At 61.9% G+C, this 15,390-nt stretch carries 16 protein-coding genes and 1 riboswitch; of the genes, 10 read left to right on the top strand and 6 right to left on the bottom strand.

Annotated elements, in window-relative coordinates; all coding sequences use genetic code 11:
- Nucleotides 1-4 precede the first annotated feature (4 nt).
- Nucleotides 5-361 (bottom strand): hypothetical protein, encoded by a 357-nt coding sequence (locus MNQ99_RS15055; RefSeq protein ID WP_241913509.1) that lies wholly within the window; start codon nucleotides 359-361, stop codon nucleotides 5-7.
- Nucleotides 362-389: 28 nt separating this feature from the next.
- A riboswitch (SAM riboswitch) is annotated at nucleotides 390-521 on the bottom strand.
- Between the two features lie 424 nt (nucleotides 522-945).
- On the opposite strand from MNQ99_RS15055, the gene MNQ99_RS15050 reads away from it, so the two are divergent.
- Together MNQ99_RS15050 and MNQ99_RS15045 are read left to right on the top strand one after the other, a co-directional pair.
- Nucleotides 946-1,272 (top strand): helix-turn-helix domain-containing protein, encoded by a 327-nt coding sequence (locus tag MNQ99_RS15050; RefSeq protein WP_241913508.1) that lies wholly within the window; start codon nucleotides 946-948, stop codon nucleotides 1,270-1,272.
- 44 nt (nucleotides 1,273-1,316) lie between these two features.
- On the top strand, nucleotides 1,317-2,123 hold the full coding sequence (locus MNQ99_RS15045; RefSeq protein WP_241913507.1) for an IS3 family transposase: 807 nt from the start codon (nucleotides 1,317-1,319) through the stop codon (nucleotides 2,121-2,123).
- A 5-nt stretch (nucleotides 2,124-2,128) separates the two neighbouring features.
- Here the strand turns inward: MNQ99_RS15045 and MNQ99_RS15040 are convergent, their stop codons facing one another.
- From MNQ99_RS15040 to MNQ99_RS15030, 3 genes are all read right to left on the bottom strand, one after another.
- Nucleotides 2,129-2,440, bottom strand: coding sequence for a VOC family protein (locus MNQ99_RS15040; RefSeq protein WP_241913506.1), 312 nt, complete (start codon nucleotides 2,438-2,440; stop codon nucleotides 2,129-2,131).
- A gap of 74 nt (nucleotides 2,441-2,514) precedes the next feature.
- Nucleotides 2,515-2,940 (bottom strand): type II toxin-antitoxin system VapC family toxin, encoded by a 426-nt coding sequence (locus tag MNQ99_RS15035; protein WP_241913505.1) that lies wholly within the window; start codon nucleotides 2,938-2,940, stop codon nucleotides 2,515-2,517.
- Complete coding sequence (locus MNQ99_RS15030; RefSeq protein ID WP_241913504.1) at nucleotides 2,937-3,206, bottom strand: type II toxin-antitoxin system Phd/YefM family antitoxin; 270 nt, start codon at nucleotides 3,204-3,206, stop codon at nucleotides 2,937-2,939. Before MNQ99_RS15030 ends, MNQ99_RS15035 begins: the two co-directional genes overlap by 4 nt.
- A gap of 253 nt (nucleotides 3,207-3,459) precedes the next feature.
- Between MNQ99_RS15030 and MNQ99_RS15025 the strand changes: the two genes are divergently transcribed.
- From MNQ99_RS15025 to MNQ99_RS14995, 7 genes are all read left to right on the top strand, one after another.
- Nucleotides 3,460-5,319, top strand: a complete 1,860-nt coding sequence (locus MNQ99_RS15025) for an ABC transporter permease (protein ID WP_241913503.1) — start codon at nucleotides 3,460-3,462, stop codon at nucleotides 5,317-5,319.
- Nucleotides 5,316-6,458, top strand: a complete 1,143-nt coding sequence (locus MNQ99_RS15020; protein WP_241913502.1) for an ABC transporter ATP-binding protein — start codon at nucleotides 5,316-5,318, stop codon at nucleotides 6,456-6,458. The genes MNQ99_RS15025 and MNQ99_RS15020 overlap by 4 nt, the downstream gene beginning before the upstream one ends.
- Nucleotides 6,459-6,476: 18 nt before the next feature.
- On the top strand, nucleotides 6,477-7,523 hold the full coding sequence (locus MNQ99_RS15015) for an ABC transporter substrate-binding protein (RefSeq protein WP_241913501.1): 1,047 nt from the start codon (nucleotides 6,477-6,479) through the stop codon (nucleotides 7,521-7,523).
- 62 nt (nucleotides 7,524-7,585) lie between these two features.
- A complete protein-coding gene (locus MNQ99_RS15010) occupies nucleotides 7,586-9,196 on the top strand; it encodes a bifunctional 3-(3-hydroxy-phenyl)propionate/3-hydroxycinnamic acid hydroxylase (RefSeq protein WP_241913500.1) in 1,611 nt (536 codons plus the stop codon).
- 9 nt (nucleotides 9,197-9,205) lie between these two features.
- Nucleotides 9,206-10,150, top strand: a complete 945-nt coding sequence (locus tag MNQ99_RS15005) for a DODA-type extradiol aromatic ring-opening family dioxygenase (protein ID WP_241913499.1) — start codon at nucleotides 9,206-9,208, stop codon at nucleotides 10,148-10,150.
- A 1-nt stretch (nucleotide 10,151) separates the two neighbouring features.
- The gene (locus MNQ99_RS15000; RefSeq protein WP_241913498.1) at nucleotides 10,152-11,006 is read left to right on the top strand and encodes an alpha/beta fold hydrolase; all 855 of its coding nucleotides are present in this window, start codon (nucleotides 10,152-10,154) and stop codon (nucleotides 11,004-11,006) included.
- Nucleotides 11,007-11,094: 88 nt separating this feature from the next.
- A complete protein-coding gene (locus tag MNQ99_RS14995) occupies nucleotides 11,095-11,904 on the top strand; it encodes an IclR family transcriptional regulator domain-containing protein (RefSeq protein ID WP_241913497.1) in 810 nt (269 codons plus the stop codon).
- A gap of 54 nt (nucleotides 11,905-11,958) precedes the next feature.
- On the opposite strand, the gene MNQ99_RS14990 is transcribed toward MNQ99_RS14995, so the two are convergent.
- Both MNQ99_RS14990 and MNQ99_RS14985 read right to left on the bottom strand, forming a co-directional pair.
- Nucleotides 11,959-13,314, bottom strand: a complete 1,356-nt coding sequence (locus MNQ99_RS14990) for a GAF domain-containing serine/threonine-protein kinase (protein WP_241913496.1) — start codon at nucleotides 13,312-13,314, stop codon at nucleotides 11,959-11,961.
- Between the two features lie 131 nt (nucleotides 13,315-13,445).
- Entirely contained in the window at nucleotides 13,446-14,363 is a 918-nt protein-coding gene (locus tag MNQ99_RS14985; RefSeq protein WP_241913495.1) for a DMT family transporter, read from the bottom strand.
- Nucleotides 14,364-14,542: 179 nt separating this feature from the next.
- Here MNQ99_RS14985 and MNQ99_RS14980 point away from each other — a divergent pair, with 179 nt between their 5' ends.
- On the top strand, nucleotides 14,543-15,286 hold the full coding sequence (locus tag MNQ99_RS14980) for a GAF and ANTAR domain-containing protein (protein WP_241913494.1): 744 nt from the start codon (nucleotides 14,543-14,545) through the stop codon (nucleotides 15,284-15,286).
- Nucleotides 15,287-15,390: the final 104 nt, after the last annotated feature.

Below are 15,390 nucleotides of genomic sequence, written 5' to 3'. Positions count from 1 at the left end.
CGGTCTAAGCCCGGCACTCCACTGCCTTGCCAACCGGTCCTAGGTTGAAAAGGCGTCGGTCCACGATCGTCTCGATCGTCAGCACACTAAACCGCGCGTACCAGGTGATGTCGCCGCAGGGGAGGGCCAAGGCCTCGGCGAGGCCCGCCGTGTCATGGTGCCAGTAACACCGCTCCTGGCCCGCGTCGTCCAGACGGACCGTTCCTTCTGCCTCCAGATGAACGGCGACCGGAACTCCAACATCGTCGTGGAGTGCTTTCCGGGCCTGGATCCAATGGACGTTGTGTCCCGGGCCGAACCACGAGCACGGTTCCGTCCTAGTCTGGGGCTCATCGTTGGCTCGGTTTGGGTAGTTGGCCATGCCAGTTCCTTTCAACGGTCCGCCACCGCGGACGCTCTTGCCTGTTCCGGTTGGGGACAGGCCGCTTCTTCATCCGAACCACCCGTGAGGTTGGGGTTGGTGTGCGGCCATGTCGGAGCATTGCCCTCCTTGCCGGAGGGCGGGCGCGCGTCTCGTGAAGCTGCTTTCAGCCTATGTGCCGTCTCTGACAAAATTGCGAGGTATGGCTCGCCTGCGCAGCGGCGGCGGCCGGCAGTTGACGCGGCGTGGTCAGGACGCCGGGCCGGATTGCAGGATTTCCAGGTAGTGCGGGTTCTGCATGATGCCCAGCACGTTGCCGAACGGGTCGACTACCGAGGCCGTGATGAAGCCGTGCCCCCGCTCTGAACTGCTCCCCGAAAGTTGGACTGAGAAATTAGTTCTGACTCTCGGGGAGCAGTTTTATGCAAGACAGCAGTTCGTTATCTGAGGAACAGCGCGAAGCCGCGGTAGCGTTGTTCGAGACCGGTTGGGGTGCTAAGTCCGTGGCAACAAAGCTAGGGGTCCGGGCAAAAGCTGTCAGCCGGCTACATCAGCGGTGGAGAGTGCGCGGAGGTTCGACACTAGTGACCAAGTCAACCAAGCGGCGGTTTTCGTTTGAGTTCAAGCTCGCCGTCGTGCAGCGGTATCTGGCGGGAGAGGGCAAGGTTGCTCTCGCAAAGGAGTTTGAGCTGTCCTCTCCGGATCTGATCAAAAAGTGGGCTCGATACTACCGAAATGACGGTGAAGACGGCCTGCGCCCGAAACCAAAGGGACGACCTAAGTCACCTCCCGAGACAGGGGCGCAGCCAGAGTCCGAGTTGCAGCGGTTGCGCCGTGAGAACGAGCGCCTACGGGCAGAAGTCGCTTTCCTGGGAAAAGTGCAGGCCTTTAGGGACGAGGAACGGCGCTAAAGGTCCGCGCCGTCATCGCCCTCAAGGCCGAACACCGCCTCAACGTGCTCCTGGACGTGGCCGGGCTGGCCCGCGCAACGTTCTTCTATCACCAGGCCCGCCTGCAGACTCCCGATCCGCAAGCCTCCCTCAAAACCGCTATCACCAAGGTCTTCAAGGACAACCACCGCAGGTACGGACACCGCCGCATCCATACAGAATTACTCAAACAAGGGTGGACGATCGCGAAGAAGACCGTGCTGAAGCTAATGCGTGGCCTCGGGCTGGTCTGCAAAGTCCGGCGCAAGAAGCGCTACAACTCCTATCAAGGCGAGCAGGGCTCTGTTGCCCCGAACCTGCTGAACCGGGAATTCGACTCCGAAACCCCGAACGAGAAATGGGTTACTGACGTGACCGAGTTCAGCGTCGGCGACCGGAAGCTCTACCTCTCACCGGTCATGGACCTCTTCGACCGCCAGATCATCTCCTACACCATCGGCATGTCACCGAACCTTGCCCTCACCAACGCCTCGCTGCGAATGGCGTTGATGACGCTCGAGGGCGGGCAGAAACCAATGGTGCATTCAGACCAGGGTTTCCAGTACCAGCATGTCTCGTGGCGCGATCTCCTGAAGGGCGCCGGCGCGATTCAATCAATGTCCCGCAAAGGCAACTGCTACGACAACGCCGTAATGGAGAACTTCTTCGGCCACCTCAAGGAAGAACTCTTCAACCACGTCCGATTCCTCAACACCAACGCGCTGGAAACAGCACTGCACGACTACATCCGCTGGTACAACACCGAAAGGATCTCAACAAAGCTCAAGGGCCTGAGCCCGGTGCAATACCGTGCTCAGGCCCTCGCGGCTTAGGCTCATTAGTTGGTCCAACTTTTGGGGACCGGTTCAGCTTCGGTGACCGGCTCCAGTTCCGTGGCGCCCTTCTCGAGCAGCCGACGGCGAACGGTCTGCACATCGTCCACGTGCCAGTAGAGGATGGCGCCGCCCGGATCGATGCCGTGTCCCGCCGGAGCATGCCTCGTGTCGATCAGCCCGAGCTCATGCTCGTAGTCGCCGATCCGGAATTCGGCATAGCCTAGCCGCTCGAAATACGGCTTCTTGCCGAGTAGGTCCGAATACCACTCCACGGCCGCCGGCAGATCAGACGTCCAGTAGCTGACCGTGCTCATTCCTCGCAGCATGCGTGCCCTTCCGGTCGATGCCCGCGGGCTGCCCCGGGCGTTTCGCGGTGATGCTGGGGACGCTACCGCAGATCGCCCTCGCTGTCTGCCCTTCCCGGCGACACCACGGACAGCCCCGCGTCCTCTGCGGCGGCGGTCAATTCGCGGTCGTAGGCCACGAACGTGTCCGTACGGAGCCGGATCGCTGTGGCCAGATGGATTGCGTCGGCGGATCTGAGGCGGCCGGGCAAAGCGGCCGCGAACATGAGATCGTCGCGGGATAGGTCAACGAGGTTGATGGCTGCGAGCACGGTATTGATGGTTCGGGCGGGGATGGCGGCGCAGGCCCGCCGCCGCGCAGCACAGTGCAGCTCGGTATAGAGGAGCATCGACGCCGTGAGTATCTCGCCATCCGCGCTGAACCGGGTGAGCGTACGTGCCAGTTCGACAGATTCGTCCTCATCGATAACCAGTTTCAGGACCGCGGAGGTATCGAGATAGATGGTCACCGATCGCCCCGCAGATCGCTCAAAATCTCTTCGGTGCTGACGTCGGCCCGCACCCGCTCCAGCTGACTAAAGTCCACCGGCCCGGCAGGGGATTGCTGCCTCACCGCCCCTGAGCGAAGCAGACGCTCGAACGGGGAAGACGCCGGCGGTATCAAGGTCGCTGCGACTTCGCCGTTGTTCGTGACGTCGATGGTTTCGCCATTCTTGACGCGCTCCAGGATTTTGCTGCTCTCATTGCGCAACTGCCGGTGGGGAATGGTGGTCATAGCAGCCTCCGCATCGCCTGTAGCAAGTGTAGCAATCGAACGGTGGGGCGACTAGACGGCTTCCGACGGTTCCCAGGTCACTCCATTTGCCCTCGTTGTCGAAAGGCGGGTGCATCTCGTGAAGCCGCCTCAGCCTATTGGCTGCCTCCGACAAAATCCGAGTCATAGCTAGCGGGCAGCGAGGTAGAGCCACCCTCCGTTGTGTGAGCAGTGGTGCTCATTACAGCCATGTGTGACGCATTCTTGACTCCGGGTGAATGGAGTCACTAATATCAAGCGTACGAAATGTGTAAACGATGTACGGAATGCGTACGGAACTTCCCAAGCAAGAGAAAGGGGTGCCATGAGTGTCCTGACCGCGTTGCGTTCTACCTCGCGCATCCAGCCCGCTACGGCGGCCGGCATGATCGGCAAAGCGGTCTGTCTCCTCATTTTCACGTGGTTGTTCGTGTGGCCCCTGGGCATGCTGATCTACGGTGCCTTTAGCTCATCCCCGCTCGCAGGCAACCCCAAGTGGACCTTGTCGGGGTTTGAGCGCCTGATCAATGACCCGAACGCCTATGAGGCGCTCGGCGCCACCGTCGTTTACGCGGTAGTTATAACGGTCCTTTCCATGGCGGTCGCCATCTTCATGGCCACGGTTACCACGAGGATGGACGTACCCTTCCGGCGGTTGATCACTCCCGTGATGGTCATTCTGGTAGCCATGCCGACCGTGCTGTATTCGCTGAGCTGGGCGATGCTGGGTGCCGGGCAGACCGGCATGATCAATCGCTTCCTCGATGCGCTCGGCCTTGATTTCCTTGCTGAGACCTTCAATACGCGCAGCTGGTTCGGCTTGGTGTTGGTGACAGTCCTGAAGGCGAGTGCGCTGGCTTACATGATCCTTCTGGGAGCCTTCCGCAATCAAAATGCGGCTTTGGAGGAGGCAGCCCGCATTGGCGGCGCCAGCCGGATTCGTTCGTTCATCGGGATCGAGTTGCCCGCCTTGCTGCCGGCCCTTGGCGCTGCTAGCCTCTTCATTTTCGTCAAAGGACTTGAAGCCTTCGAAACCCCGGCTGTCCTCGGGTTGCCGGCGGGAATCAACGTGTTCGCCACCCAGATCTACGACTACCTTCGCGGCGGATACGAAGCTGATTATCCCGCGGCCTCTGCTTCCTCGCTTGTCATTGTTGCCATCCTTGCAGTTTTGGTGCTGCTTCAGCTCAAGTTGACCGGCGGGGGGAAGACGTTCACGTCGGTGGGCGGAAGGGCCAAGGGTGCGGATCTGCGCAAGCCGGGTAAGTGGACAGGCTCTGTGGTCGCCGGTGTGATGTTCTTCATCGTCGTAGCGCTGATCCTCCCAATAGCCCAAGTCATCCTGAGCGCCTTCCAGCCCTACCTCGGTGCGTCCGAACTGACCCTTCAGAATTTCGAGCGCCTGCTGAACACACCAAGCGTCATGAACGCGTTGGAGACTACCATCATCGTTTCGACGATCGGCGGGCTCCTGACAGTCATCCTCGCACTGGTAGTGAGCTTCGCGTTCGTCCGGATGAAGGGCCGGCTCGGCCGGTACATCCAACTGGCTTCCTGGGTTCCGGCCGCTATGCCGGGCCTCGTGCTGGGTCTGGCCTTTCTCTGGTCGGTCCTGATGACACCGGGAACCAAGACCATCTACGGCACTGTCTGGATCCTGGTCATTGGTCTGGCCGTTGCCACGGTCCCGTTGGCCACCCGGACTCTGGAGGGTGCACTAGCGCAGATCGGCGTCGATATGGAAGAAGCCGCACGGATCTCCGGCGACAACTTCCTCCGAGCCTTCGGAACCGTCACGGTGCGGCTTCTGGTTCCGAGCCTCATCTCGGCTTGGTTCCTCGTGGCCATCACGATGTCGGGCATTCTCGACGTGCCCATCCTGCTGGGAAGCGCCAACACCGAAATGATTGCGACCGTGAGCTTTGGCTTCTACAGCAGCGGCGAAACCGTTCTGGCCTCTGCCCTCTACGTCATCTTTACCTGCGCCATGGCAGGGTTGGCCGCTGCCGCATTCGTGCTCTGGCTGATCGCCCGCACCATCATTCGTCGCCGCGCCTCCCAACTGCGCGGGGAAGTAGAAGGAGTTTCTGCATGACCAGCATCGTCATCAACAACCTGCATAAGTCCTTTGGCACTAAGACCGTGCTTGACCACGTGGGGCTTGAGGTAGAGGACGGAGAGTTCATCTGCTTGCTCGGCCCCTCCGGTTGTGGGAAGAGCACTCTTCTGCGATCCATCGCCGGGCTGGAGAGTCCGGAGGGCGGAACCATCTACCTCGGCGACGACGCCGTCTTCGACGACAAGGCTGGCATCAACAAGACGCCGGAACAGCGAAAGCTGGGCATGGTCTTTCAAAGCTTCGCCCTGTGGCCGCACAAGTCGGTCTTCGAGAACGTCGCCTATCCGCTGAAGCGTGCCAAGGTTTCCAAGTCAGAGATACGTGAACGCGTCCGGGAAGCACTCATCATGGTGGACCTGTGGGAACACCGTGATGCCTACCCGGGAACACTTTCGGGAGGCCAACAACAGCGCGTCGCCCTGGCCCGTGCAGTGGTTCCCCGCCCGCGGCTTCTGCTGCTGGACGAACCGCTTTCCAGCCTGGACACCAACCTGCGCGCACAGATGCGCCGGGAGATCCGCCGGATCCAGCAACATCTCGGGGCCACGGCCGTTTACGTCACGCATGACAAGGAGGACGCGGGCGGCTTGGCAGACCGCGTGCTGGTCCTTCAGGACGGAAAGATCGTCCAACAGGGCGCGCCTCGGGATGTCTTCGTTGCGCCGAAGACGGCCTTCGTGGCTGAATTCGTTGGTTTCGACAACTTCTTCGAGGCACTTGTTGTCGACTCCGGCGAAGAGCAGGCAACCATCGAGATCGGCAATGGCAACCGTCTGACGGCCGCAGTGACGTCGCGGTTGGAAGCCGGTAGCAAGACCACTGTCGCCATCCGTTCCCGGCTTGTGCGTGTCTCGCCCCACGACGGGACGCCGGTCGACGGCGCGATCGTGGGCACAGTGGTCTCCAAGGCCCACCTCGGCGACGACGTGGAAATCGTTATCAGCGATGGCATCGCCGAAGTCGTCGCCCGAGTCCGACCCGGCTACGCCCGCGACATCGAAGTCGGCGGCTTCGCCCTGGCCCAACCGCCCGTCGGGACTGTCGTCGCCGTCGAGGGCAAGCGCAAGGGCGCTCCCGTTGCTCCCACTTCTCCCTCCATCCGAACCAACGCCTAAGAAAGAAAATCCCTCATCATGAAGAACACCACAAGATTCGCCACCATTGCCGTGGCATCCATGCTGCTCATCAGCGGCTGCGGGGGCAGCAGCGAAACGGCCAGCCAAGCGGTCAACGCCACAAGTGCTGCAGAACTCTACGAGGCCGCAAAGGCTGAAGGCAAAATAACCGTCTACGGACCCACGGAAAACCTGTACGCCGCAGTCTATGAAGACTTCAGCGCGGAGTACCCGGGCATCGAGATCGTCACCTCGGACATTTTCGGCCAGGAGCTCGACGCTCGACTCGAAGGCGAGCAGGTAGCGGGCGGATTCGAAGCGGACCTGGTCCACATTGGCGTGTCCGACACTGAACGCTATAACGACAAGGGATACCTGGCCAGCTTCACACCGGTGGAAGCCGACGGCCTGGATGAGAAGTTCGTCGGTCCTGGTGGCTCCTGGAGCGTCCCCTCTCAGCACCTTTATGCCACGGCCTACAACACCAAGGTTCTCTCGGCAGACGAAGTACCGACAACCTGGGCCGAACTGGCTGACTCGGACTTGGCGGGGAAAATCGCAACGGCGACGCCCAAGCAAAGCGGCGTCACCCCACAGGTACTGGCCTCGGCGCTGGCTGCCGGAGCGATTGACGAAGCCTGGGTGAATTCCTTCAAGGCCGAGGCACGGCCCAAGATCTTCCCCTCGGTCGCCAATGCCCTGCAATCCACCGTGACCGGCGAAACGGCAATTTCCCTTGTTGCTGGCTACGGCACCTACATGCGGCAGGTGGAACAGGGCGCACCGCTTGAGTTCGTGGCCATGGACGACGGCGCCTACTATTCCGACGTGGCTTATGCAGTCCTGGACGGCGGCCCCAACCCCAACGCGGCCCGACTCTTGGTTTCCTGGATGTTTAGCGATGCCGGTCAGGCGTCGATTGCCAAGCACATCTTTGAGTTTGGAACCATGCCGGACGCTCCGTTGCCGACCGGCGCGGACAAGATCGGCAACTCGGTGCGCCTCGCGTACCCCGGTGCCGAAAAGTACCGATCCACCCTCGAAATGCTGAACACCAAATTCTAGACCAGCAGTACAGCCGCCGCTGCTGCTGCGGCGGCTGTACTCGCCATTCAGGAGATCCTCCAGTGAATACCGAAGTCCTCATCGTCGGGGCCGGCCCTTGCGGCGTCACGATCGCCAACTTGCTCGGGGTCTATGGCGTAAAGACAACCATCATCGACCGTGCCCCTGACATCATCGACTACCCCCGCGGTGTTGGGGTTGACGACGAATCCTTGCGCGTCTTCCAGTCATGCGGTCTCGGCCCCGAAGTGCACGCAGACATGATCCAGAACCAGGCGCTGATCTGGTTCGATTCGAACCTGACCAAGCTCGCCGAGATTGCGCCGTCCGGGCAACCATTCGGCTGGCCCCGCCGCAACTCGTTCCTGCAGCCGATGCTGGAAACGAAACTGCGGAGAGGAGTGGAGCGGTTCGATCACGTGGACCTGAGGCTCGAGCGGGAACTCGTCGATCTCAAGCAGTCCAGCGACGGCGTCGAGGCGACCGTCGCAACATTGGACGGTTCAACTGAGACCATCTTCGCGCAATACGTTGTCGGAGCGGACGGTGGTCGCAGCACCGTTCGCAAGCTCATCGGTGCGGTTCTGGAAGGAAAGACGCTTCCGGCGCGCTGGCTCGTGGTTGACATCAAAGACTCGACGTACCATGCGCCGTTCTCCGGAAACTACATCAGCAGTTCGCGTCCGTTCGTCTCCATCGACCTGCCCTTTGGATACCGGCGCTTCGAGTTCCGGCTTAATGACGATGAAACCGATGAGCAGATGGTGCAGCCCGAACGGGTGGAACAGCTCATCCGCGACCACTTCAATTGGACCGGTCCTATGCCAGGGCTGGAAAGATCGCGTGTTTATTCACACCACTCTCGAGTGGCAGACCGCTTCGGAAACGGCAAAGTGTTCCTGGCTGGCGACGCAGCGCACCTACAGCCGCCGTGGTTCGGCCAGGGGATGAACTCCGGTATCAGGGATGCAGCCAATGTGGCGTGGAAGTTGGCGGCCGTGATCCGGCACGGAGCTTCCGAGGGCCTGTTGGAGACGTACGGGCAGGAGCGCCGTGGGCACGCCCGGGCACTCGTGGAACTGGCCACCACGCTCGGGAAGGTGTACGGACCGAGAACCAAGCTGGGTGAGAAAGTCCGCAGCTACGGACTGCGCGCCATGCAGCGGATTCCTGCCACCAGGGACTACCTGCTGCAGATGAAGTTCAAGCCGATGCCGTACTACGAACAAGGAGCCGTTCTTGAACCCTCGCCCAAGAACGCCGTCGGCAAGATGTTTATTCAGCCCGACGTCGAGACAGCAGATGGGCGGCGGATCAAGCTGGACGAGGCCGCGGGGGACTGGTTCACGGTCATCGGAATCAACATTGACCCGGCGGACCACCTTGACCCTGAATCGCTCCGCTACTGGCGCTCCCTTGGGGCCCGATTCCTGCGGATGAACCGATCTCGGGCCGGTCAGCATCTGCGGCAGGCCGCGTCCGACACCACCCTGCTGGACGATGTCCAGGGTGGCTTCCGGGACTGGGCGCGCGGCAACAGAAACCGCGACATTCTGGTAGTCCGCCCGGACCGTTACCTGGCCGCCACGTGCGCCCGTGGCGACGCCAACATCATGACCCGCAGCTTCAGCGAAGTGCTGCCGCTGAAGTCCTTCACGCTCATCAGTAATTAAGGAGTCCACATGGCAGAAATCGTCGGATACATCGCGATGTCCCACTCGCCCTTTTGGGACGAATCCTTCGACATCGAAGGGCCAGGTGCCGAATTTGCCGCCGGCGCAGCGACCGTCAAAGAAAAGGTGCAGGCGCTAGCCCCGGACCTGGTAGTCATCTTTGGTCCGGACCATATGCGCAACTTCTTCTACGATCTGATGCCGGCTTTTTGCATCGGTGCCGGAGAGGTCATAAGCTTCGGCGACTACGGGGGACACAAGGGATCGCTCCCCCACCGCGAGGGGATCGGACGCCGGATCATCGACAACGTTCGGGAACAGGGTTTCGACCCGGCCTTCTCCCTCAGGATGGGAATTGATCACGGCATCGTTCAGCCCTACGAGGTACTGCTTCCGGACATGTCCGTCCCGGTCCTTCCGATCATGGTGGACTGCGGAGCGGCTCCACGGCCGTCGATGAAGCGCGCGCACGAATTCGGTGGCGCTGTCGGCAAGGCCCTGCGTGAGCTCGACGAGGATCTTCGCATCCTGCTGGTTTCCTCCGGCGGACTGTCCCACTGGGTCAAGGCTGCATCTCCGTACGACGAGTCGACCGATGAAGAGACCCGGGAGTTCCTGATCGACGGCCGCGAAACCGTCGTCGAATACAACGCGGCACGGGAGGCAGGTCTGGCAGAGCGGATTGCCGCAGGCCACGAAGGCGATATCAACCATGAATGGGACCGTTGGTTTCTGGCACATATGACTTCCGGAAACATCGAAGAGCTTCTCGCCATCGACCCTGACCACATGGAAAAGGTCGCTGGCAACGGAACGCACGAGGTCCGCGCCTGGCTGGCCGGGCTTGGAGCGTGGGATGCTCCGGTGGAGACAATCGCCTACGAACCCGTCCACCGCTGGGTGACCGGTATGGGCCTCGTGGCGGCGTTTTCCGAACCTGCGGTGAGGAACTGACATGGAGATTCAAACCATTCCGGAATTCACAACAGACGAGTACTTCGGCCTCGAAGACCAGTGGTTGGAGACAGCCCCGGGCGAACTGACCCACTACCACGAGGCCGGTGAAGGAACGCCCGTCCTCTTCCTGCATGGTTCAGGAAGCGGTGTTTCGGCAGCAGCGAATTGGTGGCTGAACTTGCCACAGCTTTCCCAGAAGTACCGCACGATCGCCATCGACCTGTTAGGGTTCGGCCAGACAATCGAAGCCCCGGAGAGTGCGTTCGGGATCAAGGCCTGGGTAAAACACATCGTGCGTGTGCTGGACAGCCTGGGGATCGACAAGACTTGGCTGGTAGGCAACTCGCTCGGTGGCTGGGTGGCATTCCAATTTGCTATCGACCATCCTGAGCGGCTGGCCGGCATCATTTCCATGGGAACAGGCGGAGCTCCGCGGACCAAGGCTCTGGCAAGCCATGCGAATCCCACTGTCACCCCGGAAGGAATCCGCCAGGCTCTCCTGGATTTTGTGGTGGATGCATCATTGGTCTCCGACGAACTGGTCGAGGCACGCTACGCGGCCTCGTCCACCGAAGGCGCCAATGAACGTTTCCGCCGTGTGATCACGGCGCGCGACGAGGACCGGGAACAGCTGCCGCTAGATCTGAACGTCCTGGCCACGCTCGAGATTCCCGTGCTGCTGATCCACGGCCGCGAGGACCGCGTCATCCCCATGGGACGCAGCCTGCAGTTGGCAGAGATCATTCCGCACGCTGACCTGCACCTCTTCTCCCAGTGCGGGCACTGGAGTCAGGTGGAACGCGCGGAGGACTTCAACCGCGTTGTCGCCGCCTACCTTCTAACGCACAGCTAGGGTAATCCGTAAGTAATTGACCGCTTGTGTGCGGGGCCGGGTCGCCGGGACCGCACACAAGCGGCCGAGATGAAGAAGGGCAGGCCGAGTGGACCAGACCAGGTTCGTGCACCCCATCGCGCCGGGCGACTACGTCCAATCGCTGGACAAGGGACTCGCGGTGATCAAGGCGTTCAACAGCGACCGCCGCACGATGACCCTGACCGAGGCCGCCGAAGTGACCGGGCTGTCGAAGCCGAGCGCGCGTCGATTCCTCCTCACACTGCAGGCTCTGGGATACGTGGCACAGGAAGAAGGCCGGTTCCGCCTGCGTCCGCGGGTGTTGGATCTCGGCGGCTCTTACTTGACCTCCGGAGAGCTGCCGGGCATCGTCAATCCCTACCTAGCCGACCTCAACGCGGAGCTGCGCGAGGCCTGCTCGGTGGGTGTGCTCGACGGCGACAATGTCGTCTACATCGCCCGTGCCTCGGCCCAACAGCGCATCATGACCTTCAACGTCCAGGTGGGCACGCGGATCGACCCCGTCATCACAGCCTTGGGACGAGTGCTGTTGGCCAACTTGCCCGGGCCGGAACTCGAGACGTATCTCGAGCGCCGGGAGCAACTGGGAACACAGCCGCAGGTGCACCAGCTGGGCGGCTTCCAGGACGACCTCACGGCCATACGCGAGCGGGGCTGGTGCCTCATGGATCAAGAAGTGGAACTAGGCGTCCGGACAATCGCCGCGCCGCTGCATAACGTCGATGGTCTGGTGATTGCCGGCATTAATGTGGCCGTTCACACAGCACGGGTCTCGCTCGAACGCCTAGAAGGGGAGTTCCTTCCCAAGCTCCTTGCGATCCGTGAGCGTATCAACGAAACCTTGGCCGAGTATGGTCCGGAGCTCAAGAACTACTGAGTGGACATGGGACATCCGGCTGCTGCAGCTGCCGGATGTCGGTCGCTTGCCCGCCTAGACGGCGATCGGCTGTTCGGAGAGATGGCGGCGGCTTTCCAGCCTCAGCTCCAAGTCATTCATGACCACGGCGGCCAGATCCTCCAGCGTCAGGGTATCCGCGGCCGTGATTTCACGCGGCTCGAAGTCGAGCACGCACAGCGTGCCCAGGTTGTAGCCATCCCGGGTCTTCAACGGGACGCCGGCGTAGAACTTCAGTCCGAAGTCGCTGGCCACCAGCGAGTTGGTCAACGCGCGGGGGTCAGCCGGCGCGTTGTTGATGATCCACGGACCGTTCTGCAGGATGGCCGACGCGCAGAGCCCGGGCTCCCGGTCGATCTGCTCAATGTCCAGGCCGTGATGCGACTTGAACCAAATGCGGTCGTGGTCCACCACGCTGACAATCGCAATGGGCGTGGAGAGCAGGCGGGCGGCCAGGGCGGTGATGCGGTCGAAGGCACCGTCCGGAGGCGTGTCCAGTATGTCGTAGCGATTGACGGCTTCCATCCGCAACGGCTCGTCGACAGGAATGACCGAGGCATCCACCCTGCGGCGTCCGCGGAATGACATCACCATGTCCGCCAGCGCCAGCGCCACATCGCGTCCGGTGGGGCGGGCCTCCGGATCGGCGGCGGTCATGGCGGTCAGCAGGCTGACCCACTCCGGCCCCAAATCGGCGGGGATGACCGGATCACGCAGGAGCCGGGCCACGGCAGCCTCCAGGGGCGGCCCGGGGAAGGCGGTCTTGCCGGTCAGGCATTCCAGCAGCACCAGGCCCAGCGAATAGATGTCGCTCGCCGGGCCAACCGGTTCGCCTTTCGCCTGCTCCGGGCTCAGGTAGCCGGCAGTTCCATAGATGCCAGAGACATGGGCATCTTCTGAAATCACGACGGCGATGCCGAAGTCGGTGAGTTTGGCGCGCAGGCGTGAGCCGTCGTCGTCGTAATTGAAGAGCATGATGTTGCCGGGCTTAACGTCCCGGTGGACCACAGAGTTGTTGTGGATGTAGGCCAGGCCCTCTGCCAGATCGTGGCCAATCTGCGCAACATGCCGCGGCGGCAAGGAACCCTCCGCCAGGCGAGCCTTCAGGTCTGCACCTTCGATCATTTCCATGACCAGGTAAATCTGCGGATGTCCGGCTTCGAACCGGTCGATGCCCGCGTCCAGGAGTGTCACCAAGTTGACGTGGTTCAGCCGGGCCAGCAGCTTGATCTCCGCGTCGTCGTGGTGGAACTCTTCCTCGTTCATCGAGGGGCGTTGAATGACCTTGACCGCAACCTCGCGACCCAGGACTTCATCTTCCGCGCGGTATACCTTGGCGTTCGCTCCGGTTCCGGCCAGCTCCTTCAGCCGGTACCGCCCGTCAAGCAGCATGCCGGATCGATCTAGGTGAGGCGCCAATGTCTCCTGCTTCCCGGCCGTCACTTTGACAGCACCCTTACTAATCGTACGGGTGGGGGACGGGGACTCTTGACGAAAAAGGGCTGAAGGGCCGAATCGTTACATCAGTCGCCGGCAGGAATGGTGGAACGTTCCCCGAATTGGCGCGATACCCACTTCTCTCGGGTGGTGAAGAAAACCCCAACGATGACAACCAGTGCGCCCATGATCTGCATCAGTGTGATCGCCTCGTTCAGCAGGAGGTAGGCGCCCAGCATGGTGAACACTGGCACGAAATTCAGGAACACCGACGCCTGGGAAGCGCCGAGGGTTGCGACGGCCCGGTTGTAGAGGAGCAGGGCAATCACCGAGGGGAAGATACCCAGGTACAGCAGGCCCGACCATTGCCCGCCGCTGATCTCCGGGACACCCACGATCATCCATTCGCCCGCTACCAGCGGCAGCAGGCACAGGACGGACAACCCCGTCATGGCCAGCACCGCACCGTGGGCCGGAAACAGGTGCAGGTACCGCTTCACGGCTATCGAATAGACCGCCCAGGAGATCGCGCCGGCCACCATGATCGCGTCGCCGACGTTCCACGACGTATCCGCCAGACGCAGCAGTTGCCCGTTGGTCACCACCCACAGCGCTCCGCAGAGTGAGAGCAGAATGCCGAGCCACTGCACAGTCCGGAGGCGTTCGCGCAGCAGCCAGAAGCTCAGCAGCACCGTCACGGCGGGAATGGACGCTTCCAGCACGGACACGTTGGTGGCCGAGGTGAACTGCAGCGCGGAGTAGATCAAGGTGTTGAATCCCGCGATGCCGGTCACCGTCATCAGCAGGAGTGGTTTCCAATGCCGGATAAACAGGTGCCGGGAACGCCAAGCACTGCGGTATCCGATGGGAAGGAGCACCAGGAACGCGACGGCGATCCGGCCGAACGCGATGGTCAGCGGCGGCAGCTCGCTCAGCGCCTTGCCGGTCAGGATATTGCCGGCATAGAAGACCACCACCAACATCAGCAGCAGATAGGCGCGCATGCTGCTCCTCCTGCTTGGCTTGGCGGGTATCCGACAAACACTAGCGCCAATGGCATCGCCGGGCATCCGGGGCCTGACCTCGATCCGGAGCGTGGCGCAAATTACGGCAGGACTATGGCGCGCGGGCCGTCCGAATTGGGTTAAATTAACGTCAAGTAGAACGGAGAAAGGGCAGCGCCATGCCGGGCGAAAATCACGAGGCATCTGCATTGACGGTGGAAGAGTTCCTCCACGACGCGGCAGTCGACAGTACGGACATCGAGGTTTTCCTCAATGCCTTGTCGCGGCTGGCCGTCCACAATCTTTCGCACCTGGACGAGGAACTTCTGTGCGGCATCACGCTGCTGCGCCACAAGAAGGCCGGCACGGTGGCCAGCAGCAGCGAACGCGCCCAGCGAGTGGACGAAATCCAATACGATTACGCCGACGGTCCCTGCCTGAGGGCGGCCCGGGAGGGCGAGCTGGTGCACGTGGCCGAGGTGCGCGACGATGCACGCTGGCCGGAGTACCGGCCGCGTGTCATCGAGGAGGGCATCCGGTCCATCCTGGGCGTTCCGATTCCCATCGACTCCGGCGACTCCGCCGCCTTGAACCTGTACTCAAACGAATCCGGCAGGTTTGACGAGGGAGCCATCGAGTCGGCCCAGCAGTATGCCCGCCAAGCATCCCGGGCGCTGTCCCTGGCGGTTCGCCTGGCCCGTCACCGCGACGCCGAGGCAGATTTGGAAGCCGCACTCGAATCAAGGACCACCGTTGCGCTGGCCATTGGCATCATCATGGGGCAGAACCGGTGCAGCCAGGAGGAAGCATTCGCCCTGCTGAGGTCCGCCTCCAGCAGGCGCAACATCAAGTTGCGCGACCTGGCGGCAGACCTCGTATCCTCCGCCGATCCATCCTCCGAGGGCACACATTTCGACCGGTAATCGGCGCTGCCTAGGGCCCGCGTTGACATCGAGGTGTGTTGCTGTAGCGTGAAACGTGGCTAAGCAGTTGGCCGCAAAAACAGTCGTATCCGAAAGAGACGTCC

Origin of the sequence: Arthrobacter sulfonylureivorans, assembly GCF_022637435.1 — a bacterium.
Classification (GTDB): Bacteria; Actinomycetota; Actinomycetes; order Actinomycetales; family Micrococcaceae; genus Crystallibacter; species Crystallibacter sulfonylureivorans.
This window is presented reverse-complemented; position numbering and strand designations above follow the sequence as displayed.

Bases quoted from the DNA above. Each gene is read 5' to 3' on its own strand.
- MNQ99_RS15055 (WP_241913509.1), bottom strand. From the start codon at position 361: ATGGCCAACTACCCAAACCGAGCCAACGATGAGCCCCAGACTAGGACG.
- MNQ99_RS15040 (WP_241913506.1), bottom strand. From the start codon at position 2,440: ATGAGCACGGTCAGCTACTGGACGTCTGATCTGCCGGCGGCCGTGGAG.
- MNQ99_RS15030 (WP_241913504.1), bottom strand. From the start codon at position 3,206: ATGACCACCATTCCCCACCGGCAGTTGCGCAATGAGAGCAGCAAAATC.
- MNQ99_RS15020 (WP_241913502.1), top strand. From the start codon at position 5,316: ATGACCAGCATCGTCATCAACAACCTGCATAAGTCCTTTGGCACTAAG.
- MNQ99_RS15015 (WP_241913501.1), top strand. From the start codon at position 6,477: ATGAAGAACACCACAAGATTCGCCACCATTGCCGTGGCATCCATGCTG.
- MNQ99_RS15005 (WP_241913499.1), top strand. From the start codon at position 9,206: ATGGCAGAAATCGTCGGATACATCGCGATGTCCCACTCGCCCTTTTGG.
- MNQ99_RS15000 (WP_241913498.1), top strand. From the start codon at position 10,152: ATGGAGATTCAAACCATTCCGGAATTCACAACAGACGAGTACTTCGGC.
- MNQ99_RS14990 (WP_241913496.1), bottom strand. From the start codon at position 13,314: ATGCTGCTTGACGGGCGGTACCGGCTGAAGGAGCTGGCCGGAACCGGA.
- MNQ99_RS14985 (WP_241913495.1), bottom strand. From the start codon at position 14,363: ATGCGCGCCTATCTGCTGCTGATGTTGGTGGTGGTCTTCTATGCCGGC.
- MNQ99_RS14980 (WP_241913494.1), top strand. From the start codon at position 14,543: ATGCCGGGCGAAAATCACGAGGCATCTGCATTGACGGTGGAAGAGTTC.